Genomic DNA, 18,203 nt, shown 5'->3' with positions numbered 1-18,203 from the left:
GCCTTGTTTATTTTAGGAATTAAGCATTTGCTTTTTCGTTAGCTAGTTTGTTACGAAGGATCATTTGAAGAATTCCACCGTGACGGTAGTATTCAATTTCAACTTCACTATCAAAACGAGTTAGTACATCAAATTGCTTTTTGTTTCCATCTTCGTCTGTTGCAGTAACCGTTACAATATCACGAGGTTTAACATCATTTGTAACTGCTACTTCAAACGTTTCTTTTCCAGTTAAGCCTAAAGTCTCAGCGCTATCACCTTCTAAGAATTGAAGTGGAAGAACACCCATTAATACTAGGTTAGAACGGTGGATACGCTCATAGCTTTCAGCGATAACTGTTTTAACACCTAATAGGTTAGTACCTTTAGCTGCCCAGTCACGTGAACTTCCCATACCGTAATCTTTACCAGCAAGGATCGCAAGGCCAGTACCATCTTCTTTATACTTCATAGCCGCATCATAGATTGCCATTACGTCGCCAGTTGGCCAGTAAGTTGTATATCCACCTTCTGTACCAGGAGCTACTTGGTTACGGATACGGATATTTGCAAACGTACCACGCATCATTACTTCATGATGTCCACGACGAGAACCATACGAGTTAAAGTCTACTGGCTCAACACCTTTAGATACTAGGTATTTTCCAGCTGGAGTCGTACTACTGAATGAACCAGCAGGTGAAATATGGTCAGTTGTTACTGTATCACCAAATTTACCTAATACACGTAAGCCTGAAAGTGGTTTAACTTCGCCTGGCTCTTTAGAAAGTCCTTCGAAATAAGGAGGATTTGCGATGTAAGTAGACTCGTCATCCCACTTATAAAGCGCATCTTCTGTTGTTTCGATTTCGTTCCAACGCTCATTACTTTCGAATACATCGTTATATTCTCTACGGAACAACTCAGGAGTTACTGTCTGTTCTACAACAGCAGAAACTTCTTCAGCAGTTGGCCAAATGTCTTTAAAGAATACATCGTTTCCGTCTTTATCTTTACCGATTGGATCGTTCTTAAGATCAACATCTACAGTACCTGCTAATGAGTAAGCAACTACTAATGGAGGTGAAGCTAAGTAGTTCGCTTTCACTAACGGGTGAATACGTCCTTCAAAGTTACGGTTACCAGAAAGTACAGAAGTAACTGTTAAGTCATTGTCAGCGATTGCTTTTTCAAGCTCGTCAGCAAGAGGACCTGAGTTACCGATACAAGTCGTACAGCCGTAACCAACAATGTTATACCCTAATTGCTCAAGGTAAGGAAGTAGTCCAGAGTCACGTAAGTAACCTGTTACAACTTTTGAACCTGGTGCTAAAGATGTTTTTACATACTCAGGAACTTGTAAGCCTTTTTCTACAGCTTTCTTCGCAACAAGACCTGCCCCTACTAAAACGTACGGATTAGATGTATTTGTACAACTTGTAATTGCAGCAATTGCAATTGCACCTGTTTTCATTGTTGTTTCGTTACCATTCGCTAGTTGAACTGTAACTTCTTTATTGAACTCATCTTCTGAAAGACCTAAACCTTGAGTTCCTTGAGGTGCCACTACTGCATTACGGAAAGATTCCTGCATTTGAGAAAGTGGTACAAGGTCTTGTGGACGCTTAGGACCTGAAAGGTTAGCTTCAATTTCAGAAAGGTCAAGTTCTACTACATCAGTAAATACTGGATCTGGAGTTTCACCAGGAACGTAGAACATGCTGTTCGCTTTACAATATTCTTCAACTAACTTAATTTGCTCTTCAGAACGTCCTGTTAGGCGTAAGTAGTTTAATGCTTCCTCATCAATCGGGAAGAAACCACATGTAGCACCATATTCAGGAGCCATGTTAGAAATTGTAGCACGGTCTGCAAGCGGCATTTGTGCAAGTCCTTCACCGAAGAACTCAACGAATTTACCAACAACTTTCTTTTCACGAAGTACTTGAGTAACTTTTAAAGCCACGTCAGTAGCAGTCGTTCCACTTGGAAGTTGTCCAGTAACTTTTACTCCAATAACTTCAGGAACTGGGAAGTATGAAGGTTGTCCTAGCATTGCAGCTTCTGCTTCAATACCACCAACACCCCATCCAAGAACACCAATACCGTTTATCATTGTTGTATGAGAGTCTGTACCAAATACTGAGTCTGGTAATGCTACTGTACCATTCTCATCTGTTGTCGTTTGGATAATATTTGCTAAATACTCTAAGTTAACTTGGTGAACGATACCTGTTGCTGGTGGAACAGCACGGTAATTATCAAATGCTTTTTGCGCCCAGCTAAGGAACTGATATCTTTCTTCATTACGTTGGAATTCAAGGTTCATGTTGAACTCTAATGAGTCAGCAGTACCTGCTTTGTCTACTTGTACTGAGTGGTCAATTACAAGATCAACAGGAATTTCAGGGTTAATTACTTGCGGGTCTCCACCTAGGTCAGCCATTGCTTTACGTAAAGAAGCAAGGTCAACGACACATGGTACTCCAGTGAAGTCCTGGAAAATTACACGTGAAGGTTTGAAAGGTACATCAATGTCTTGTACTTCACTAGTTCCCCATTTTGCTAGATTTTCTACATGTTCTTTCTTAATAACAAAACCGTCTTCTTGGCGAAGAACTGACTCTAATAAAACCTTAATTGAATAAGGAAGTTTAGAGACTTCTCCAACACCAGCTTCTTCTAATGCTTGAAGGCGATAGTAATCGTACTTATTACCATTCGCTTCAAAAGATGAACGTGCGTTAAAAGTATTTGTCATATGTATTCCCTCCTCATAGCTATTATATAACAGATTGACAAAGTTGTCGAAATAGTTGGGAAAAAATTTAATTAAATTTTGTAAAAGCACCTAGGTAAGCGCTTTTAACACTCGAATGTCATTTTCCCTACTCTAGAATAGCAAAAGATTCTTAAAGAATAAATGAATTTTTTAAATTAATATTAAGATTTTAGAAAAACTATTGAAATGGAGGTGATTTCATTGACTAAACGAAAATCTAACCACATCATTCCTGGAGCTAATGCTGCTAAAGGACAAGGGAAAGATGTAGGCTATAATTCCAAGTTTGGGCAAGAAATGGCAAATGAACCATTGACTGAGGAGCAAAGACAAAACAATAAGAAGAAAAAGAAAAATCAATAAGAAAATTCTGCTATGTTGGCTAACTATTGAATAGGCGTGTGACATTTGAAAATTACACATTCCGCCACGAAAACAATAAACACTAACACAGTTAACAGAAAAGCACCCCCAATTTAGATTTTTGACTAAATTGGGGGTGCTTCATGTTATGTTGACGTTTACTCTTGGACTTGACTTCGTAACTGCTCTAAGTCCTGTTCGTATTTATTTAGCTGTTCTCTTTGATGTTCTGATGCATTGGTTAAGGCTTTATTGATTTGAGTAAATGCTTCTTCTATTTCTTGCTTTGCTCTTTTTACATTATGTCCATAATCTGCCCTAGTTGTGTCAATGGAAGCTGTCGCTTCTTGGGCTTGAACAAAAGCTTGTTCTGCGGCTTGGAACGATTGTTGTTTATCTTTATGATAAGGCATAGTATCCCTCCTCAATAATCTCATTTTATTTTTCATTACTTTATGTTGCTTTATTCATCGAATAAACCGAATAAAGATTTTAGATACTATTACTGTAAGTTATTTAGATGCTATCCGATGCTTGTTTAAATAAAGGAGGGATAAATTATGGCAGAACACAATTCTTACAAAGATATCCGCAAGAATGCCCCTAAAGGAGAGAACCCTGGTCAACCGGCACCAATGAAAGGTTCTAAAAAAGTAAAACAACGGAATCACGTTGGCCAAACCGATGGTGAGGGTTAATAGATGAATTTCCATCAGTGGAGAAGGTTTTTTCCACTGATGGCTATCAATGACATAATTTACTGATTTTTTATAGACGTTGAAGCGTGGTAATGATAATATCCACCTCTTCCTCTGTAATGGTACGTAAGTCAATGTGAACTTTCTCGTCAATAATTCGAGTAACAATAGAAGGTTCACTTAAACGCAATTCGTTAAATAACCGCTGTGCACTCCACCCTTTCCTTGCAATGGACACTAAGAAAGTGCCTAATTCAACTCCTGGCATCGTTCCACCACCAATTTGTGATGTTCCTTCTTCAAGTTTTAAGTGATATGGTAGACCTTGTCCTTTTTCTAAAAATTGCATGGCTCTTTTTTGAATACTGCTTTTAGACTCTAATATGGCCTTAACAGTAGGTATTTCATTTCGCATTTCATCAGAATTTGTATAAGCTTTTAACGTAGCTTCAAGTGCTGCTAGTGTCATTTTATCGACCCTAAGTACTCGTGCTAATTGATGTTTTTTCAAGCGTTGAATAATGGCTTTTTTTCCAGCGATAATACCGGCTTGTGGACCGCCCAAAAGCTTATCTCCGCTAAAGGATACGATATCTGCTCCATTTCCTAATGCTTCCTTGACCGTTGGCTCTTCCCCAATGTGGAAATCACGAAAGTCAAGAAGAGCACCGCTTCCTAAGTCTTCATACAATAGTACTTGAGGGTGATTCTTTTTTATTGATGTAAGATTTTTTAAAGGAACAGACGCGGTAAACCCAATCGTCCTAAAATTACTCGTGTGCACTTTCATTATCATAGCGGTTTGTTCTGTTATCGCTTCTTCATAATCATACGAGTGCGTTTTATTTGTTGTACCAACTTCCACAAGTGTTGCTCCGCTTTCTTCCATAATCGAAGAGACTCGAAAAGAGCCGCCAATCTCAACTAATTCACCTCGAGAAACGATTACCTCTTTTTCTTGCGCTAATGCCTTTAGAATGAGGTATACTGCTGATGCATTATTATTCACAACCATCGCAGCTTCTGCACCGGTAACGGTATTAATTACTTTTTCAATAATATCGTGCCTTGAGCCTCTCGTCCCATTTTCGATATTGTATTCTAAGTTAGAGTAATTTCTTGCTGCCATAACAACTTGATCAATGGCTTCTTCACTTAACTTCGCCCTGCCTAAATTCGTGTGTAAGATGGTTCCTGTACCATTAATGACACGTTGAAGAGAGTAAGCTGAAAATTCTTTCACTTTCTTTTCAAGTTCCTCAAAAATACGATGCTGAATTTGTTCGGGGGCTAGAGTGCACTCGCTGTCAGAAGTATTGAGCAATTCTTTTCTAATATGTGCTACCACTTCCTTAGCCATTGCAGTTAATTGGTCTTGTGAAAGGCTGTACCTATCTTTTATTGCTAAAAACCTTTCATGTTTTTGAATTTCGTGAATTGGAGGCAGTTGTCTCATTAACTCATTCATTGAAAACCCTCTTCTCGTTCGTTCGTTACATAATAACCATGAAAAAGAGGCTGTATCCTGATGTCAGCCTCTTTTCGTTTAACTAGCATATTTTCCACATAAAGGTTACCAGTCAGGTTATAATTCCATTACTATTTAATACTTGCATCTCACGGGGCTTTTGTCCCCCACAAAACGCCTTTTTATATTATATCGTTTCTTACATTTTTTCCATTTTGTCAATAATCAGACTTGTTTCAGGGAATTCACCTGTTTCAAGCTTCGAATAGAGTTGTTCTCCATTCACGGTTACTTCAAAAGCACCACCTGAACTTGGGATTAACTCTAATGTTTCAATATTGCCTCTAAAGTGATTAAATAACTCTTCCGCAAACCTTGCGGCTTTAGGTGCGAAGTTTCACATCATGCAAAATTGAACAGATACTTTATAATTCATAAAAAACAACCTTCCCTTCATCATTGTATTTCACCTTCCATTGTAAGGTATCATTTGCCAGTATGCAAAAACATTCATTATACTAAGATTAAATGAAGGTGGAAGGAGGAGAAGAACATGGACGAACGTGAAAAAATCCGCCTTACAGCAATGTCTACAAAAGCTGGCTGAGGATGCAAATTAGGTCCAGGAGACCTGGCGCAAGTTTTGTGCCATTTACCTAAAACGACTGAAGATCCTAATGTTCTCGTTGGATTAGAAACATCTGATGATGCTGGTGTATATAAAATAACAGAGGACCTAGCGATCGTTCAAACGGTTGATTATTTCACACCGATTGTTGACGACCCTTATATGTTTGGTCAAATTGCTGCTGCGAATGCATTAAGTGACGTGTATGCAATGGGAGCAGTTCCGAAAACGGCTTTAAATATAGTTGGTTTCCCTATTAAGAAACTTCCAGAAGAAATGCTTGCCCAGATATTGTTAGGCGCAGCGGACAAAGTGAAAGAAGCTGGTGCGGTTATCATCGGCGGACATTCTATCGATGATCAAGAACCCAAGTTCGGTCTATCTGTTACTGGCTTTGTTCACCCTGAACGAGTGTTTAAAAACTATGGTGCAAAACACGGTGATGTACTAGTTCTAACTAAACCAATTGGAGTAGGAATACTAACAACAGGGATTAAACGAAATGCTGTAACAGCAGAACAAGAAGCAAACGTTACCGAAGTCATGGCTACATTAAATAAAACGGCTTCTGAAACGTTATCTCCCTATCGACCACATGCTGTAACTGATGTAACAGGCTTTGGATTGTTAGGGCATGCTTTTGAAATGGCAAAAGCTAGTGAGGTTAGCTTTATTATTAATCATGAGTCTGTTCCTCTACTCGATGGGACATATGAGTTAGCTAATAAAGGAATTATTCCTGGCGGCTCTAAGGCTAATGCAAAGTGGTTAGAGGATGTCGTTCACTATGACGACTCTCTGCCAGAAAGTACGAGTGCCATTCTTTGTGACGCGATTACTTCCGGCGGGTTACTCATCAGCCTTTCTAAAAGAGAAGCGGAACTCTATATTAATGAGCTACAAGCAAAGGGAATTCGCGAGGCAAGGATCATTGGTAATGTAATTGAGAACCAGGAAAAAGCAATATATGTAAAGTAACTATTTCGTTAGACATAAGGGTACCAGGTACCTCAAACTTAACAAGTTTAGGGTACCTGGCTTTTTATACTATTTCCACACTCGATTTTGCTCTTGTCGGGTTGTGTAACCTAACCGATCTAGCAGTTCTAATAACGGAACAAGATACTTTCTAGAAACATTCAAGACTTCTTTTGCATCTTTGAGCGAAAATTCCTTACTCGTTCCATTTTGTAAATGGGTAACTGTTTCCTTTAAAACAGCCTCATGAATAAAGTGTTTTTCATCGAGGGCATATAGTTGTTCGTTTCGCACCAAGAAATGCCTAATCTCCTCTTGAAGGTCTGATGGAATTTGCTGCCGTGTAAACCAGTCGCTTAACGGTGATACATTCACGCCTTCTTCTTTTAAGCCCGAACAAATAAAGTTGATCCGCTTTTCCCATGTTTTAGGGATAAATGGTGTAAATTCTTTCAACGCTAAAAAAGGTCCTTCTCTCGTAATTTCACCCTTTTCAACAGCTAACTGAATAAAATATTCTAGAAGTTTGAGCTGAATGATTGTTCCAAAACTTTGAGTAATTTCTGCCTTTTTTTTACCGATTTGCATAGAGTTAGTTTCATGAAATTGTCTGAGGTCCTCTTTCATTTGTAACAACGTGCTCTCATAAAGAGTTCGTAATGTAAATTGTCCCTTCTCCCACTCTATGATCTTATTTGTCTCTAGGAGTTGGTCCATGATAACTGTTAATTCCTCTTCATCAATTGCAGATTGAATTAATAATTGTTCATGAGTAACACTTTGCTGCGTTTTCACAACTTCGATTATGATGTCTTTTGGTTCACCTGCTTGTTTACGTTTAAGCATTTCTACTGTTTTTTCACCGAAACGGTACTTTTGCCCATTTGCGTTTATCACTATTCCCCCGCCGATCGTCTCCATAGGGGTAGGACGCCTTAATATAAAATGGTCCCCTCGCTTTGTAACGACTGGTTCTTCGAGCTGCAATTGGCAAAGTACTTCTTCTTTTTCCTCAAGTTTATTTCGATCAAACATAACGATCTTACCATAGACTTCCGCAGTGCCGATATGTACTTTTATGTACCCTCTTTGCTTGACAGGATAATCTAATTTTTTTACAACTTGTAAAGAGACATCGATTATCGTCGTTACCGTGTAATGTTGTGAAGAAACGAGAACATCTCCTCGTTTTACCTCATCCTTGGATAAACCTCCGATGTTGATTGCCGCTCTTTGACCAGCTGCTGCTTCTTGAACAGGCTGGTGATGGACTTGAATTTGCCGTGCTCGTGTCTTTTGTTCCGATGGTAAGATTTCAAGAAATTCACCTTCTCTTATTCTACCTTCATAAACCGTTCCACGTACTACAGTTCCCTGTCCCTGAACAGAAAATACTTGGTCAATAGGCAAACGAAAAGGACCCATTGAGTTTCGATGTGTTACAAAGTGGAGTTCATTGTTAATTAATTGCTTTAAATCATCAATCCCTTTTAAACTAACGCTGTCTACATTACAGATTGGGGCACTCTCGAGAAATGTCCCTGTACATTCTGAGCGAATATCCTCTTCAACTAACGCTAGTAATTCTTCATCAACTTTATCTATTTTCGTAACTACTATTATTCCGCGTTCAATACCAAGAAGGCGGAGAATTTCTATATGTTCTCTCGTTTGCGGCATCACAGCCTCATCCGCTGCAACAACGAGCAACACTAAATCAATACCGGCAACTCCTGCAATCATTTGCCGTATAAACCGCTCATGTCCTGGCACATCAATAACTGAGATGACAGATTCGTCCGAAAGTTGAAAATAAGCATACCCCAACTCTATTGAAATATTTCGCTCTTGTTCTTCTTTTAATCGATCCGTTTCCATATTCGTTAGTGCTTTTGTTAATGATGTTTTTCCATGATCGATGTGCCCTGCTAAACCTATTGTATAATGTGTTTTGATCTTGATCACCCCAACTAGCTCATTTCACCCTATTATAACTATTTTTTATAGAAGCTAAAATATTTACATTAATTATCTTATAACCTTTTGTGGAACAAGTGTTATAATAGGGCTTGAATCGATGGAGAAAGGCGGATAGTATGAAAGCTTTAAATCGCTTATTAAAAACTAAACCTTATTATAAAATTCCCTTACTATACATTATATTAGGGATCGTTTGGATTCTCGGGACGGACCTATTTCTAACTCATATGGAGCAGTCAAGTAATATTGATACGATATGGAGAACCTTTAAAGGCTGGTTCTTTATCGTTGTGTCAGGAATACTTTTTTTTATATTATTTAAAAACCAATATAAAATGCAAAAAGTTGAAGAAGAACGCGAAATGCTGTCCTCTTTTATTAATGCGATGTCAGATTTTATTTCTATAAAAGATGGTGAAAATCGTTGGCTCCAACTAAATGACTTTGCTTATAAATTATATGATCTGCACGAGGATGACTACTCTGGAAAGAATGATGCAGAACTTAGTCAGTTATACCCTGACTATCGTGAGCACTTCATAGAGTGTGTTAAAACAGACGAAGAAGCATGGGCTAAGCGAAAACCAATACAATTCGAAGAAGTTCTCCAACTAGAAGAAGGAGAAAGAATTTTTCAAGTCATTAAAGTCCCTTTGTTCACTAAAGAAGGAAAACGCAAATCCTTAGTCGTTATTGGAAGAGACGTGACTGACATTAAACGCGCGGAAGAATTGATTGCGAAAAATGAAAAGTTATCAGTTGTAGGACAATTAGCTGCCGGTGTGGCTCATGAAATTCGCAACCCCCTAACCTCTTTAAAAGGATTTGTTAAATTAATCCAGGAAAATAAAGGGGATAATGACTTTTATTTAGGAATTATGGATAAAGAATTAGAGAGGATTAACATTATTGTAAATGAACTTCTATTAATTGCGAAGCCTCAAAAAGAAGCCTTTACTCAAAATAATATCGTTAATTTATTAAGAAGTGTTATCGATTTAATGATCTCCGAGGCAAAATTGACTGGGGTTAAAATAGAAGTGGATGCAGCAGACGACCTCCCTCTCATTGATTGTGAAGCCTACCATCTTAAGCAAGTATTTATTAATATTATTAAAAATGCGATTGAGGCTTCTATTGAAGGTGACCTCATTAAGGTAAAGATTTTTCAAAACGAAGGAAACATCTGCGTTGCAGTAATCGATGAAGGTTGTGGCATTGAGAGAGAACGCCTGCAAAGAATTGGCGAGCCGTTTTTTACAATGAAAGAAAAAGGGACAGGTCTCGGAATGACGGTTTCGTATAAGATTATCCAAAATCATAACGGTTCCCTGCATATTGATAGTGAACTTGGCAGTGGTACCACCGTTACCGTTCACTTACCAATTGAAAATAAGCAAAAATAATAAAAAAACGAGAGGCTATATCCATTGGATATAGCCTCTATCTCTTATTTAAAAAGTAACTCATCGCTCCCGTAAAAGCACCTAATAACGCTCCAGCAAAGACTTCGCGTGGTTGATGACCTAACATTTCTTTTAACTTACGATCCTCTTCTTCATGTGCTGCATGCCGGTCATGTCCCGCTAGTCGTTCTATTTCATCGTCCAAATGATTTACCTTTATTGACAATTCCCCAGCTTGTCTTCGAATACCTTGTGCGTCATACATGACAATCATGCCGAACACCGCTGCTAACGCAAAATCGACAGAAGTAAATCCCTTTTTTAAACCAACGTACGTTGCTAATGCGGTAACTCCTGCAGAGTGTGAACTTGGCATATTCCCACTTTCAATAACTGATTTCCAATTCCACGATCCCGTCGCTTGTTTATTCAAAGGAACTTTCAGTAACTGCGCAATACCGATCGTCGTTAGTGCCGTTGTAATTTCTTTATTCACCCGTTATCACCTCATCTCTTATTGTTTGTTATCCATAAGTTTCTATGCTGATAAACAAAAAATAAAGAAGAGGATAGTGGATTTCTTTCTAATTACTTCCCAAATTTATCGATGATGTCTTTCATTTCATTTGGTCGTAAAAATTCAACGGGTGACGCCCCTTTGCCAAACTCCAGCCTGTCCCCTTCTAATAATACATAATACCGACCATTTTGTTTTCCAATATGAACGTTGACACCAAAGTCAGAAAGAAGTGCTTTAATTCCGATATGATCTAATTTAAACGATAAGTCTAATTCAGGAATTTGTTCGACAAGATGATAAGACGCTTCCATCACTTGTTCGGCTGACCACTGCTCTTGGAGTTCCCGTTTTGGCGTTGTCGCCCACACTTCCATCGTTGTATCGAAATCCGTTTGTGGTGGTGGTGATGGTGCTTCAGCAGGACTTATAGCTTCCGTTTCTTCGATTTCTTCGGTTTCTTCTTCCTCAGGCTGTGTAATTTTTAGGTTAGGCATAACTCCCGTATCTTCATAATACTGCTTTGCCATCGTAATCACTTGATCTTTCACAATTTCAGGCATCGATCGTTCATACTCTACAAACTTCAGGAAATCTTCGAAATAACGGGAGTGAGACGATTGATGAATTTTTAACTCCCATTCTTCGATCATCCCCTCTTCTGGCATGTAGGGGTATTGGATCGACTTCATATTTTTGGTTGTTATCGCCATTTCAACCTGTTGGATCAAACTTCTTTCATCTGTAATGGTAGCTACTTTCGGTTCAAAATCACATTTTAAAACGAAAACAAATGGTTCATCGAAATACTTATTTAGTTTAGCTCTAGCAACAATTAATGCGCCTCCTCGGATCGAACTTGTATCCATATAGGATCGGACCAATTGTTCGCAGCTATGTTGAAAATCGTCCGAGGACTCAGCACTACGAATTTTATTAAATTGATTGTAATTCGGGTTTGATGCTAAGTCATACCCTTCTTCCACGAGAAACCTTCCTATTTTCGTAGGGACTTGATCAGACTTTGGATGCCTTTCAACTTTTCTCTTAGAAATTTTCATTAACTCCCCTTCAAGAAAGTCACTTAAAGGATGATTTACGTAAGAAACTTCATCTAACGTTTGATAATGTTTGTAGCTTTTCGCTCCTTGTTCCCCTTGTCCTTCACTATCAATGACGAAGAATGATAAATATTGAATATCAAAGTCCATTTACTTCACCTAATTTATGTATAGAATGATAACTTATTTAGTATAGGTATTGGCGTCTCCAGCGTCAACCGCTAACCTCAAGAAAAAACAACTCTTGAATTAACAGGACGAAAAATACTATAATAGTGTTTAGTTGTCCGCAAGTATCTATACGGGGCTGGCTGGGGTACTGGTGTCCCCCAAGGTCTTCAAAACCTCTCGGGAGGCACGTGCTGTCTCCGGTGGGTTCGATTCCCACACAGTCCCGCCAAACACTTACATATCAAGGGTTTAGTCCTTCCCCTCTTATCTTGAGAGAGGGAAGGATGACCCTTTTTTTATGCACCGGTGCCGAAACGGTGCCGATTTTGTTATTCATCGAATACTTGATCAAAAACGTCTACAGCACTTTCCTGAAGAGATGGAACAGCGTGACTATATAAATCCACTGTAATGGAAGATTTCGAATGACCTAAACGATCACTTACAATTTTGTGATGGACGTTTTTTTGAAGCAAAATCGTCGCATGTGAATGCCTTTGGTCATGAAAACGGCTATCTGAAGAACTGCTCTTTTAATCGCTACCTTTAATGCTTTGGATACTTCTCTTGGATCAATATAATTTCCCTTGGAATTGTAAAAAACAAGATCCAACGGATTCAAAGTCTCTCCCAATTCTTCTTTCAGCGAATGATACGTTTCTTGATGTTTTTTTAGAAATTCCATTAATCGTTTCCCCATAAATAGATACCGGTCTTTGCCATTTTATCTCGTGATAGTATTCGTTCCATTAACATTTCGATATTCCTTTCCACGTGAATGAGTTTGTCTGTTTTGTTTCAATTCCTATTCCAACCTCTTGAAGTCCCCGTGTATTCACCACTTCCTCCTTCAAGTAAGTCCTCTTGGATTGTCTGTTTCAACATAGGAATTAGACGCCGAGTTCTCATTCTTCCTAATTGTTCAGTCCTTCCTTCATCATCTCGAGTTGATGAAGTACTATGACGTCTGCTGACTTCTGACTGTTCAGCTATTTATCACTAAATAGGTTACCAAAGGAGTTTGGCGTACCAATCAGACCTCCCCAGGTAAGAATACAATCTTTCCTTCCATGTATCTGCTTCATTTAGTCTGTATTACCTTCGGCAGAAAGGGCTTGCCCAATAGCTTTATGCGTTTTGCCAACACCTGGCGCCCCTAAAAATATTAGATTAAAAAATTCTTCAAGCCAAGAGAGCTCTTGTAGCTGTCTTAATGTCTCTTACTAAGTGATGGCAATTCTTTAAGATCAAACTCATCAAGAGTTTTTTGATAAGGAAACTTTGCCCACTTCAAGTGTTTTGCGATCATCTTTTCTTCCGGCGCTTTTCCTCATAAGAAAGTAATTCCCGAAGAAACTCTTGATAGGTCCATGAGTGTAACTCTGCTTTCCTTAAAAAAGAAGGCAGCTCCTCAGATGTTTCGGACATTCTTAAATGATGCAATTGTCTTTGTAAACAAGAAGTCGGTGAGATAATAGGGGTATCCAAAGTAGCCGTATCAGGTTATGAGAACGGAATTCGTAATCCTGAAATAGATACCTTAAAGAATATTGCTAATTTATTTGGGACGTCTATTGATTACCTCGTCGGTTATTCAGATATTCCTGACAAAGCTTCAGATAAAAATAACTCAACATTTGTTCACCATGTTTCTGATATCGGTTTAATTAAGGGTGAAAATAAACTTATTATCGACAATAAACTATTAGAAGATGATTTATTAAAAGAAGCTTTAGATTTTATAAGAGCAAAAAGAATTATGAAAGAGTTGGTAGCAAAAAATTGCCACAAAGCATAAGATTCTTAGACTTGAAAAATATTCAGTTATATTTATATAGAATAATAAATTGCATAATTATCTATGTTTGTCATCTCAGTTGTCAAATAGCAACTTGAAGAGTTAGACCTCGGTTTAGCTCCCCTCTTTACAGTATCTCAAGGCTATAAAAAGATACATTAGTTATTACAACGTAAATGTAAAAAAACAAAACAACCTTAGTCCTGTTGAATTAAGAACTAAGGCCGCTTAAATGGAAAGTCAGAGTAAATAAATATTTAATTTGATCAAAACTCCTCAAAAAATACCATTGGTTCTATAAATCTATCACTTGCAAAAACAATTGGAAAACTAAAACCACAAGACCCCATATATTCAATCAAATCTTTCTGGTCAAAAGAGGTTGGTTCAAATGTGTAGCAGTCTGTACCTACATCTAACGACCAAGTTAAATTATTGGCTGAAGTGTACTGGGTAATATTATTTACAAGATTTCTTCCCCAATCTCTTACAAGTTCTTGTTCATTAGCAGCATGAATGGTATCAAATACTTCAAGCGTTGAATCTGGAATATGTAAGGCTTCAACTATTAAATTGTTATTAATGATTTCTACACTCCAGTCTTCAATACTAATTAGTTCTCCCTTGAAACTTAACTTGACATTTTTTAAGGATGTTCGAAGGTCCTCCAACGTTGGGATATTATATCCAATTCCGTCTGACGTTGAAGATGAACCAAAGTTAGCAGCTGGCTCTTTAGTAGAATCTTCTAAATAGGATCGCGGTAAGTCGATAACTAAACCACTGTCTGAATACACTTTGAAGATCGGGAAATCGTTATTACTATTTACTTCTTCAAAATAATAAACAAGGGATTCTTCCATATCTTCTCTAATTCTTGTCACTACCATATTTTCTTTTTCGAAATATCTCTCTGCTTCTTCCCATGTTAAATCTAAGTCATAAGATATAAACTCAAACCGATCTATTAACCATTTATCCTCAACATACATAGCAAAGATTGTAATTACTCCTCCCGCTCCTTCCATAGTAGCAAAAGATAGTGTATCTATTTTCAGCAAATCATCATCAATCATTTCTGATGTTATTCTTACTTCGGGTTGCACGTTACCAAGTAACAGGCCTCCTATACCCCCATCCATTATAAAAGCATCTATTTTGTCTTCTAAAAGTATGTTTACAAAGTTTTCTGTAGCAAAATCACTGATCGAATCCAAGATTAGTTGATAATCCGGTTCCTGAATTTCTAATGACCACCCTTGCTCGAAACTTAGTTGATAAATGGTATATATTATTTCTGAAAATTGTTTTACTAGTTTAACTTCATCAACCGGTTCTCTTACGGCTTCTTCTTCAATAACTCTTGTATTATCAGATGTTTCTTTTACAAATAGCAGTTCTTCCTCTTTGTTGCTAAGCATAAGTTCATCATTATCGACCTTGTAATTATATGTTAATGATTCTTCGCTTAAGTTAATCGTAACTTTGTTTTTACTAATTTGGTATTCAGCCTCTTCTTTTCCTTCGTCTGTTTCATAAATAATAGTGCCATCTTCCATAAATTCTAAAATCAACTGTCCAGGTGTCTCTTCTATCCATTTTCCGATTAATCCCTTGACTTCGGTGCTTGTATTTTCCGAACAAGCTAATAAGACACTAATGTGTAGTAGGACAAAGATACTGAGTTTGATATACTTCATTAAATTCCATCCTTTTCAAATTAAAATCTCTTCTATAAAAATCACACCTTAAAAAAATATTATATTTTCCCAAGGCCAAAAGTCCCATAATCACCATAATAACCCATTGCTCCCCACTTGTAAACCAAACGTTAATATAATTAATAATATAACTTAAAGTTAACAAATTATAATAAATCATTATCAAGTGGGAAGATATCAAAGCAGCTGTTTAAAAAGTTCATCATTGCTTACTTCATTTTTTGTTCAGCTAATTCATTTTTCTTTAAAAGAACTAAGGTCTGACTCTACCTTACCCAATTTCTTAAGATCAAGAGGTAAGTCAGATCTAAGTATAATCTTATTTCTTATTTTGCCATTGTTGTACAACTGCAACATCTTAACATTCTACGTTGTTTTAAAATCTAAAATCGGTGCCGAGCTTGGTGCACAAATTAAAAAATTTAACGAAACTCAAGATCACAATAAATTATCAAAAGCTTAATACAAAGCACTATACAGCTCTCTTTGATGCTATAAAGTATAGACCATATAGAACTTAAAAACCTCTCGGGAGGCACGTGCTGTCTCCGGTGGGTTCGATTCCCACACAGTCCCGCCATAATCGTTAATTTAAAATTATTATTAACGATAGTCACATTAAAACAATACAACTTTAATTTACTGAATACTTGCTATATTCTCGGTTATACTATGAGTAAAAGAGAAGGAGCAATTCAGTGTTATATCCGGCTTTTTTCTGTAGAGAATGTGGCAGAGACTTAACTCAAGAGATTGAAAATACTAAAGCTAACATCGGTACTTGTGAGAAATGTAAAACAATCAAACCGCCCCACGACCAGTTTAAAGGAATATTAGGTCAGTCTGATTTATGGCGACGAAAATAAGCCCTCAAAATCATAAGAAACTCAAAATATTAAAAACAACCATTTCATAAGGAGAATGGTTGTTTTTTTGATGATGTCCTATTATTAAAAACCACCACTTGCTGGCCACCTTGATGTAAGTGGAATATTTTCATATTCTTCCGGGTCAATTTCATATACAGAACCATCAACCATACCGTCAATAATTCCATATAATCCGCGCTCTACAGCTTTAACGAGTTTACCACGTTCTTTTTGACCAAAATTTTGCGTTTGTCCAGTTACTTCAAACAGAACCGTTCCACTACCATTTAACGCATAGGTTCCTAGGGCAGTACCTGGCAGATCCAGTCCTTGAGAATAAAGTGTTACATTTCCAAACGGTGAGTTACCAATGCTATTCAACGCATCATAGATGGCAACATTTAATTGTCGAGAGAAATCATAGTTATATTTTTCTTTGTACTCTTGATACTTTGCTCCTTGTTCTGTATTAGGGTCTGGAACAAACTGACCTGAAATCGATAATGTCACTCTGTCATCTGTTCCTTCTACGTAATATATACCCTGGTGGTGAAGGTCAACGAACACATCAACGTTTCCAAACTCCTCTAATAAACCTTTATATACATCACGTGAAGCTTGTGCTTCTGGTGTAATAAACCAGCCAGGCGCTGCTGAACGACCTGGAAAATCTTCAGGTTGAGGAACATAATTTAAATTTGGATTAAAATCACGGTTAACGTCAAATCCAGGATTTTCTGCATAATTATAGCTTTGACTAACTCCTCTATCTAGGTAGTTCCAGGCTGGAGCACTAGCATTTGAAAGTTGAGGGAAAGCTTCCACAACCTCAGCCCACGTCATATCATTTCGTCGTTTATCCATTTCAGCTCCATCTGGGTTCATCTTAGGCATGAAAACTATAGTGAGTTCGTCACGAATTTTTTGAGATTGTCGTGAGTTATTCCCAAGCTGTTGAAGCATATTCATAATTGCCTCTGTCCCTGTTTTTTCGTTCCCATGGATCTCACTTTGGATTAATACGACTCTATCCCCTGTTCCAACTCGTGCCATATAAATGTCTCTTCCTCTGTTGGATTCTCCTACCACTTCCACCTGAACTCTTCCTTGACTCGTTCTTTCAATTTGTTCAAGTCGCTTTGCCATTTGTTCATGTGTCATAAACCCCGAAATCGAATAATCATGATGATGAGAAGTTGTTTCTTGTGCAAATACACTAGGTGTAACTATTGGAGCTAATAAGCTTGTACACAGAACCATTGCTCCTAATGTTTTTACTACCTTCTTCTTTTTCATAACAAACACTCCCATTGGATATTTTGCCGAAAAGAACTGAATAGAAAAGCCGAATTATTCCGACACGCTAAATATTCCATACTAGAAGGAGTATTCCTTCGCCGCTCGAAAAGATAGGAATTTTATACTTAATTTGGTTAATTATGGAACATTATATTGTAATTTCTTATGTACTTGTTCTCATAGACAAATGGTGGAATGTCTTTACTACCCTTAAAAAAGTACATATTTTACTAGGACTCAATCATAAATAGAGGATGTTACTTTTTCCATTCTCTAATTGTTTTCATAAAGTTAAGCCGTTAGCAGGAGAGAGAAATGTAAGCATAACTTCTATTACATTTTTGGGTCACTTTTTTATTTCTATATAACGAAATACTCTAAAATCAGAATAAGCATACTAAATATGTATGCTCATAGTCTTTGTTATTGGTTAAATAACAAGGAAGTTGATAGAAGTCTAGTTCATTGGTAATTCAACAAATTAA

14 protein-coding genes, 1 tRNA gene and 2 pseudogenes are annotated in these 18,203 nt (G+C 37.4%); 6 read left to right on the top strand and 11 right to left on the bottom strand.

Annotated elements, in window-relative coordinates; all coding sequences use genetic code 11:
- Positions 1 to 19 precede the first annotated feature (19 nt).
- Positions 20 to 2,740 (bottom strand): aconitate hydratase AcnA, encoded by a 2,721-nt coding sequence (gene acnA, locus AC2VNP_RS18975; RefSeq protein ID WP_486918818.1) that lies wholly within the window; start codon positions 2,738 to 2,740, stop codon positions 20 to 22.
- A gap of 222 nt (positions 2,741 to 2,962) precedes the next feature.
- Here acnA and sspO point away from each other — a divergent pair, with 222 nt between their 5' ends.
- The gene (sspO, locus tag AC2VNP_RS18970) at positions 2,963 to 3,124 is read left to right on the top strand and encodes a small acid-soluble spore protein SspO (RefSeq protein WP_075386108.1); all 162 of its coding nucleotides are present in this window, start codon (positions 2,963 to 2,965) and stop codon (positions 3,122 to 3,124) included.
- Between the two features lie 158 nt (positions 3,125 to 3,282).
- Here the strand turns inward: sspO and AC2VNP_RS18965 are convergent, their stop codons facing one another.
- Positions 3,283 to 3,537: a DUF2524 family protein gene (locus AC2VNP_RS18965; protein ID WP_486918817.1), complete on the bottom strand. Its 255-nt coding sequence runs from the start codon at positions 3,535 to 3,537 to the stop codon at positions 3,283 to 3,285.
- 147 nt (positions 3,538 to 3,684) lie between these two features.
- Between AC2VNP_RS18965 and AC2VNP_RS18960 the strand changes: the two genes are divergently transcribed.
- Entirely contained in the window at positions 3,685 to 3,822 is a 138-nt protein-coding gene (locus tag AC2VNP_RS18960; protein WP_216827852.1) for a small acid-soluble spore protein P, read from the top strand.
- Between the two features lie 70 nt (positions 3,823 to 3,892).
- Here AC2VNP_RS18960 and selA read toward each other — a convergent pair whose 3' ends face one another.
- Together selA and AC2VNP_RS18950 are read right to left on the bottom strand one after the other, a co-directional pair.
- Positions 3,893 to 5,290: an L-seryl-tRNA(Sec) selenium transferase gene (gene selA, locus AC2VNP_RS18955; RefSeq protein ID WP_486918816.1), complete on the bottom strand. Its 1,398-nt coding sequence runs from the start codon at positions 5,288 to 5,290 to the stop codon at positions 3,893 to 3,895.
- 199 nt (positions 5,291 to 5,489) lie between these two features.
- A complete protein-coding gene (locus tag AC2VNP_RS18950; RefSeq protein ID WP_486918815.1) occupies positions 5,490 to 5,726 on the bottom strand; it encodes an Rdx family protein in 237 nt (78 codons plus the stop codon).
- 117 nt (positions 5,727 to 5,843) lie between these two features.
- On the opposite strand from AC2VNP_RS18950, the gene selD reads away from it, so the two are divergent.
- Positions 5,844 to 6,896: a selenide, water dikinase SelD gene (gene selD / locus AC2VNP_RS18945; RefSeq protein WP_486918814.1), complete on the top strand. Its 1,053-nt coding sequence runs from the start codon at positions 5,844 to 5,846 to the stop codon at positions 6,894 to 6,896.
- A 69-nt stretch (positions 6,897 to 6,965) separates the two neighbouring features.
- Here selD and selB read toward each other — a convergent pair whose 3' ends face one another.
- Positions 6,966 to 8,861 carry a selenocysteine-specific translation elongation factor gene (gene selB / locus AC2VNP_RS18940; RefSeq protein WP_486918813.1) on the bottom strand — a complete coding sequence of 632 codons (1,896 nt, stop codon included), beginning with the start codon at positions 8,859 to 8,861 and terminating at the stop codon, positions 6,966 to 6,968.
- Positions 8,862 to 9,103: 242 nt separating this feature from the next.
- Here selB and AC2VNP_RS18935 point away from each other — a divergent pair, with 242 nt between their 5' ends.
- Positions 9,104 to 10,282, top strand: coding sequence for an ATP-binding protein (locus AC2VNP_RS18935; RefSeq protein WP_486918812.1), 1,179 nt, complete (start codon positions 9,104 to 9,106; stop codon positions 10,280 to 10,282).
- A gap of 37 nt (positions 10,283 to 10,319) precedes the next feature.
- Here the strand turns inward: AC2VNP_RS18935 and AC2VNP_RS18930 are convergent, their stop codons facing one another.
- Together AC2VNP_RS18930 and AC2VNP_RS18925 are read right to left on the bottom strand one after the other, a co-directional pair.
- Entirely contained in the window at positions 10,320 to 10,778 is a 459-nt protein-coding gene (locus AC2VNP_RS18930) for a divergent PAP2 family protein (protein ID WP_486918811.1), read from the bottom strand.
- Between the two features lie 92 nt (positions 10,779 to 10,870).
- A complete protein-coding gene (locus AC2VNP_RS18925; RefSeq protein ID WP_486918810.1) occupies positions 10,871 to 12,010 on the bottom strand; it encodes a DUF3900 domain-containing protein in 1,140 nt (379 codons plus the stop codon).
- A 153-nt stretch (positions 12,011 to 12,163) separates the two neighbouring features.
- On the opposite strand from AC2VNP_RS18925, the gene AC2VNP_RS18920 reads away from it, so the two are divergent.
- A tRNA-Sec gene (locus AC2VNP_RS18920) sits at positions 12,164 to 12,260 on the top strand.
- 100 nt (positions 12,261 to 12,360) lie between these two features.
- Here AC2VNP_RS18920 and AC2VNP_RS18915 read toward each other — a convergent pair.
- Both AC2VNP_RS18915 and AC2VNP_RS18910 read right to left on the bottom strand, forming a co-directional pair.
- Positions 12,361 to 12,540, bottom strand: a pseudogene (locus AC2VNP_RS18915) (tyrosine-type recombinase/integrase); the annotation flags it as partial.
- Between the two features lie 594 nt (positions 12,541 to 13,134).
- Positions 13,135 to 13,459, bottom strand: a pseudogene (locus AC2VNP_RS18910) (ATP-binding protein); the annotation flags it as partial.
- A 43-nt stretch (positions 13,460 to 13,502) separates the two neighbouring features.
- On the opposite strand from AC2VNP_RS18910, the gene AC2VNP_RS18905 reads away from it, so the two are divergent.
- Positions 13,503 to 13,829, top strand: coding sequence for a helix-turn-helix domain-containing protein (locus AC2VNP_RS18905; protein ID WP_486918891.1), 327 nt, complete (start codon positions 13,503 to 13,505; stop codon positions 13,827 to 13,829).
- A 266-nt stretch (positions 13,830 to 14,095) separates the two neighbouring features.
- Here the strand turns inward: AC2VNP_RS18905 and AC2VNP_RS18900 are convergent, their stop codons facing one another.
- Together AC2VNP_RS18900 and AC2VNP_RS18895 are read right to left on the bottom strand one after the other, a co-directional pair.
- The gene (locus AC2VNP_RS18900) at positions 14,096 to 15,529 is read right to left on the bottom strand and encodes a hypothetical protein (protein WP_486918809.1); all 1,434 of its coding nucleotides are present in this window, start codon (positions 15,527 to 15,529) and stop codon (positions 14,096 to 14,098) included.
- 971 nt (positions 15,530 to 16,500) lie between these two features.
- Entirely contained in the window at positions 16,501 to 17,715 is a 1,215-nt protein-coding gene (locus AC2VNP_RS18895; protein WP_486918808.1) for a M14 family zinc carboxypeptidase, read from the bottom strand.
- Positions 17,716 to 18,203: the final 488 nt, after the last annotated feature.

The sequence above is a fragment of the Alkalihalobacterium sp. TH-98 genome, assembly GCF_057473385.1.
This window is presented reverse-complemented; position numbering and strand designations above follow the sequence as displayed.

Excerpts from the sequence above, each read along its gene's own strand:
- AC2VNP_RS18960 (WP_216827852.1), top strand. The coding sequence starts at position 3,685 with ATGGCAGAACACAATTCTTACAAAGATATCCGCAAGAATGCCCCTAAA.
- AC2VNP_RS18965 (WP_486918817.1), bottom strand. The coding sequence starts at position 3,537 with ATGCCTTATCATAAAGATAAACAACAATCGTTCCAAGCCGCAGAACAA.
- AC2VNP_RS18935 (WP_486918812.1), top strand. The coding sequence starts at position 9,104 with ATGGAGCAGTCAAGTAATATTGATACGATATGGAGAACCTTTAAAGGC.
- selA (WP_486918816.1), bottom strand. The coding sequence starts at position 5,290 with ATGAATGAGTTAATGAGACAACTGCCTCCAATTCACGAAATTCAAAAA.
- AC2VNP_RS18925 (WP_486918810.1), bottom strand. The coding sequence starts at position 12,010 with ATGGACTTTGATATTCAATATTTATCATTCTTCGTCATTGATAGTGAA.
- AC2VNP_RS18895 (WP_486918808.1), bottom strand. The coding sequence starts at position 17,715 with ATGAAAAAGAAGAAGGTAGTAAAAACATTAGGAGCAATGGTTCTGTGT.
- acnA (WP_486918818.1), bottom strand. The coding sequence starts at position 2,740 with ATGACAAATACTTTTAACGCACGTTCATCTTTTGAAGCGAATGGTAAT.
- AC2VNP_RS18900 (WP_486918809.1), bottom strand. The coding sequence starts at position 15,529 with ATGAAGTATATCAAACTCAGTATCTTTGTCCTACTACACATTAGTGTC.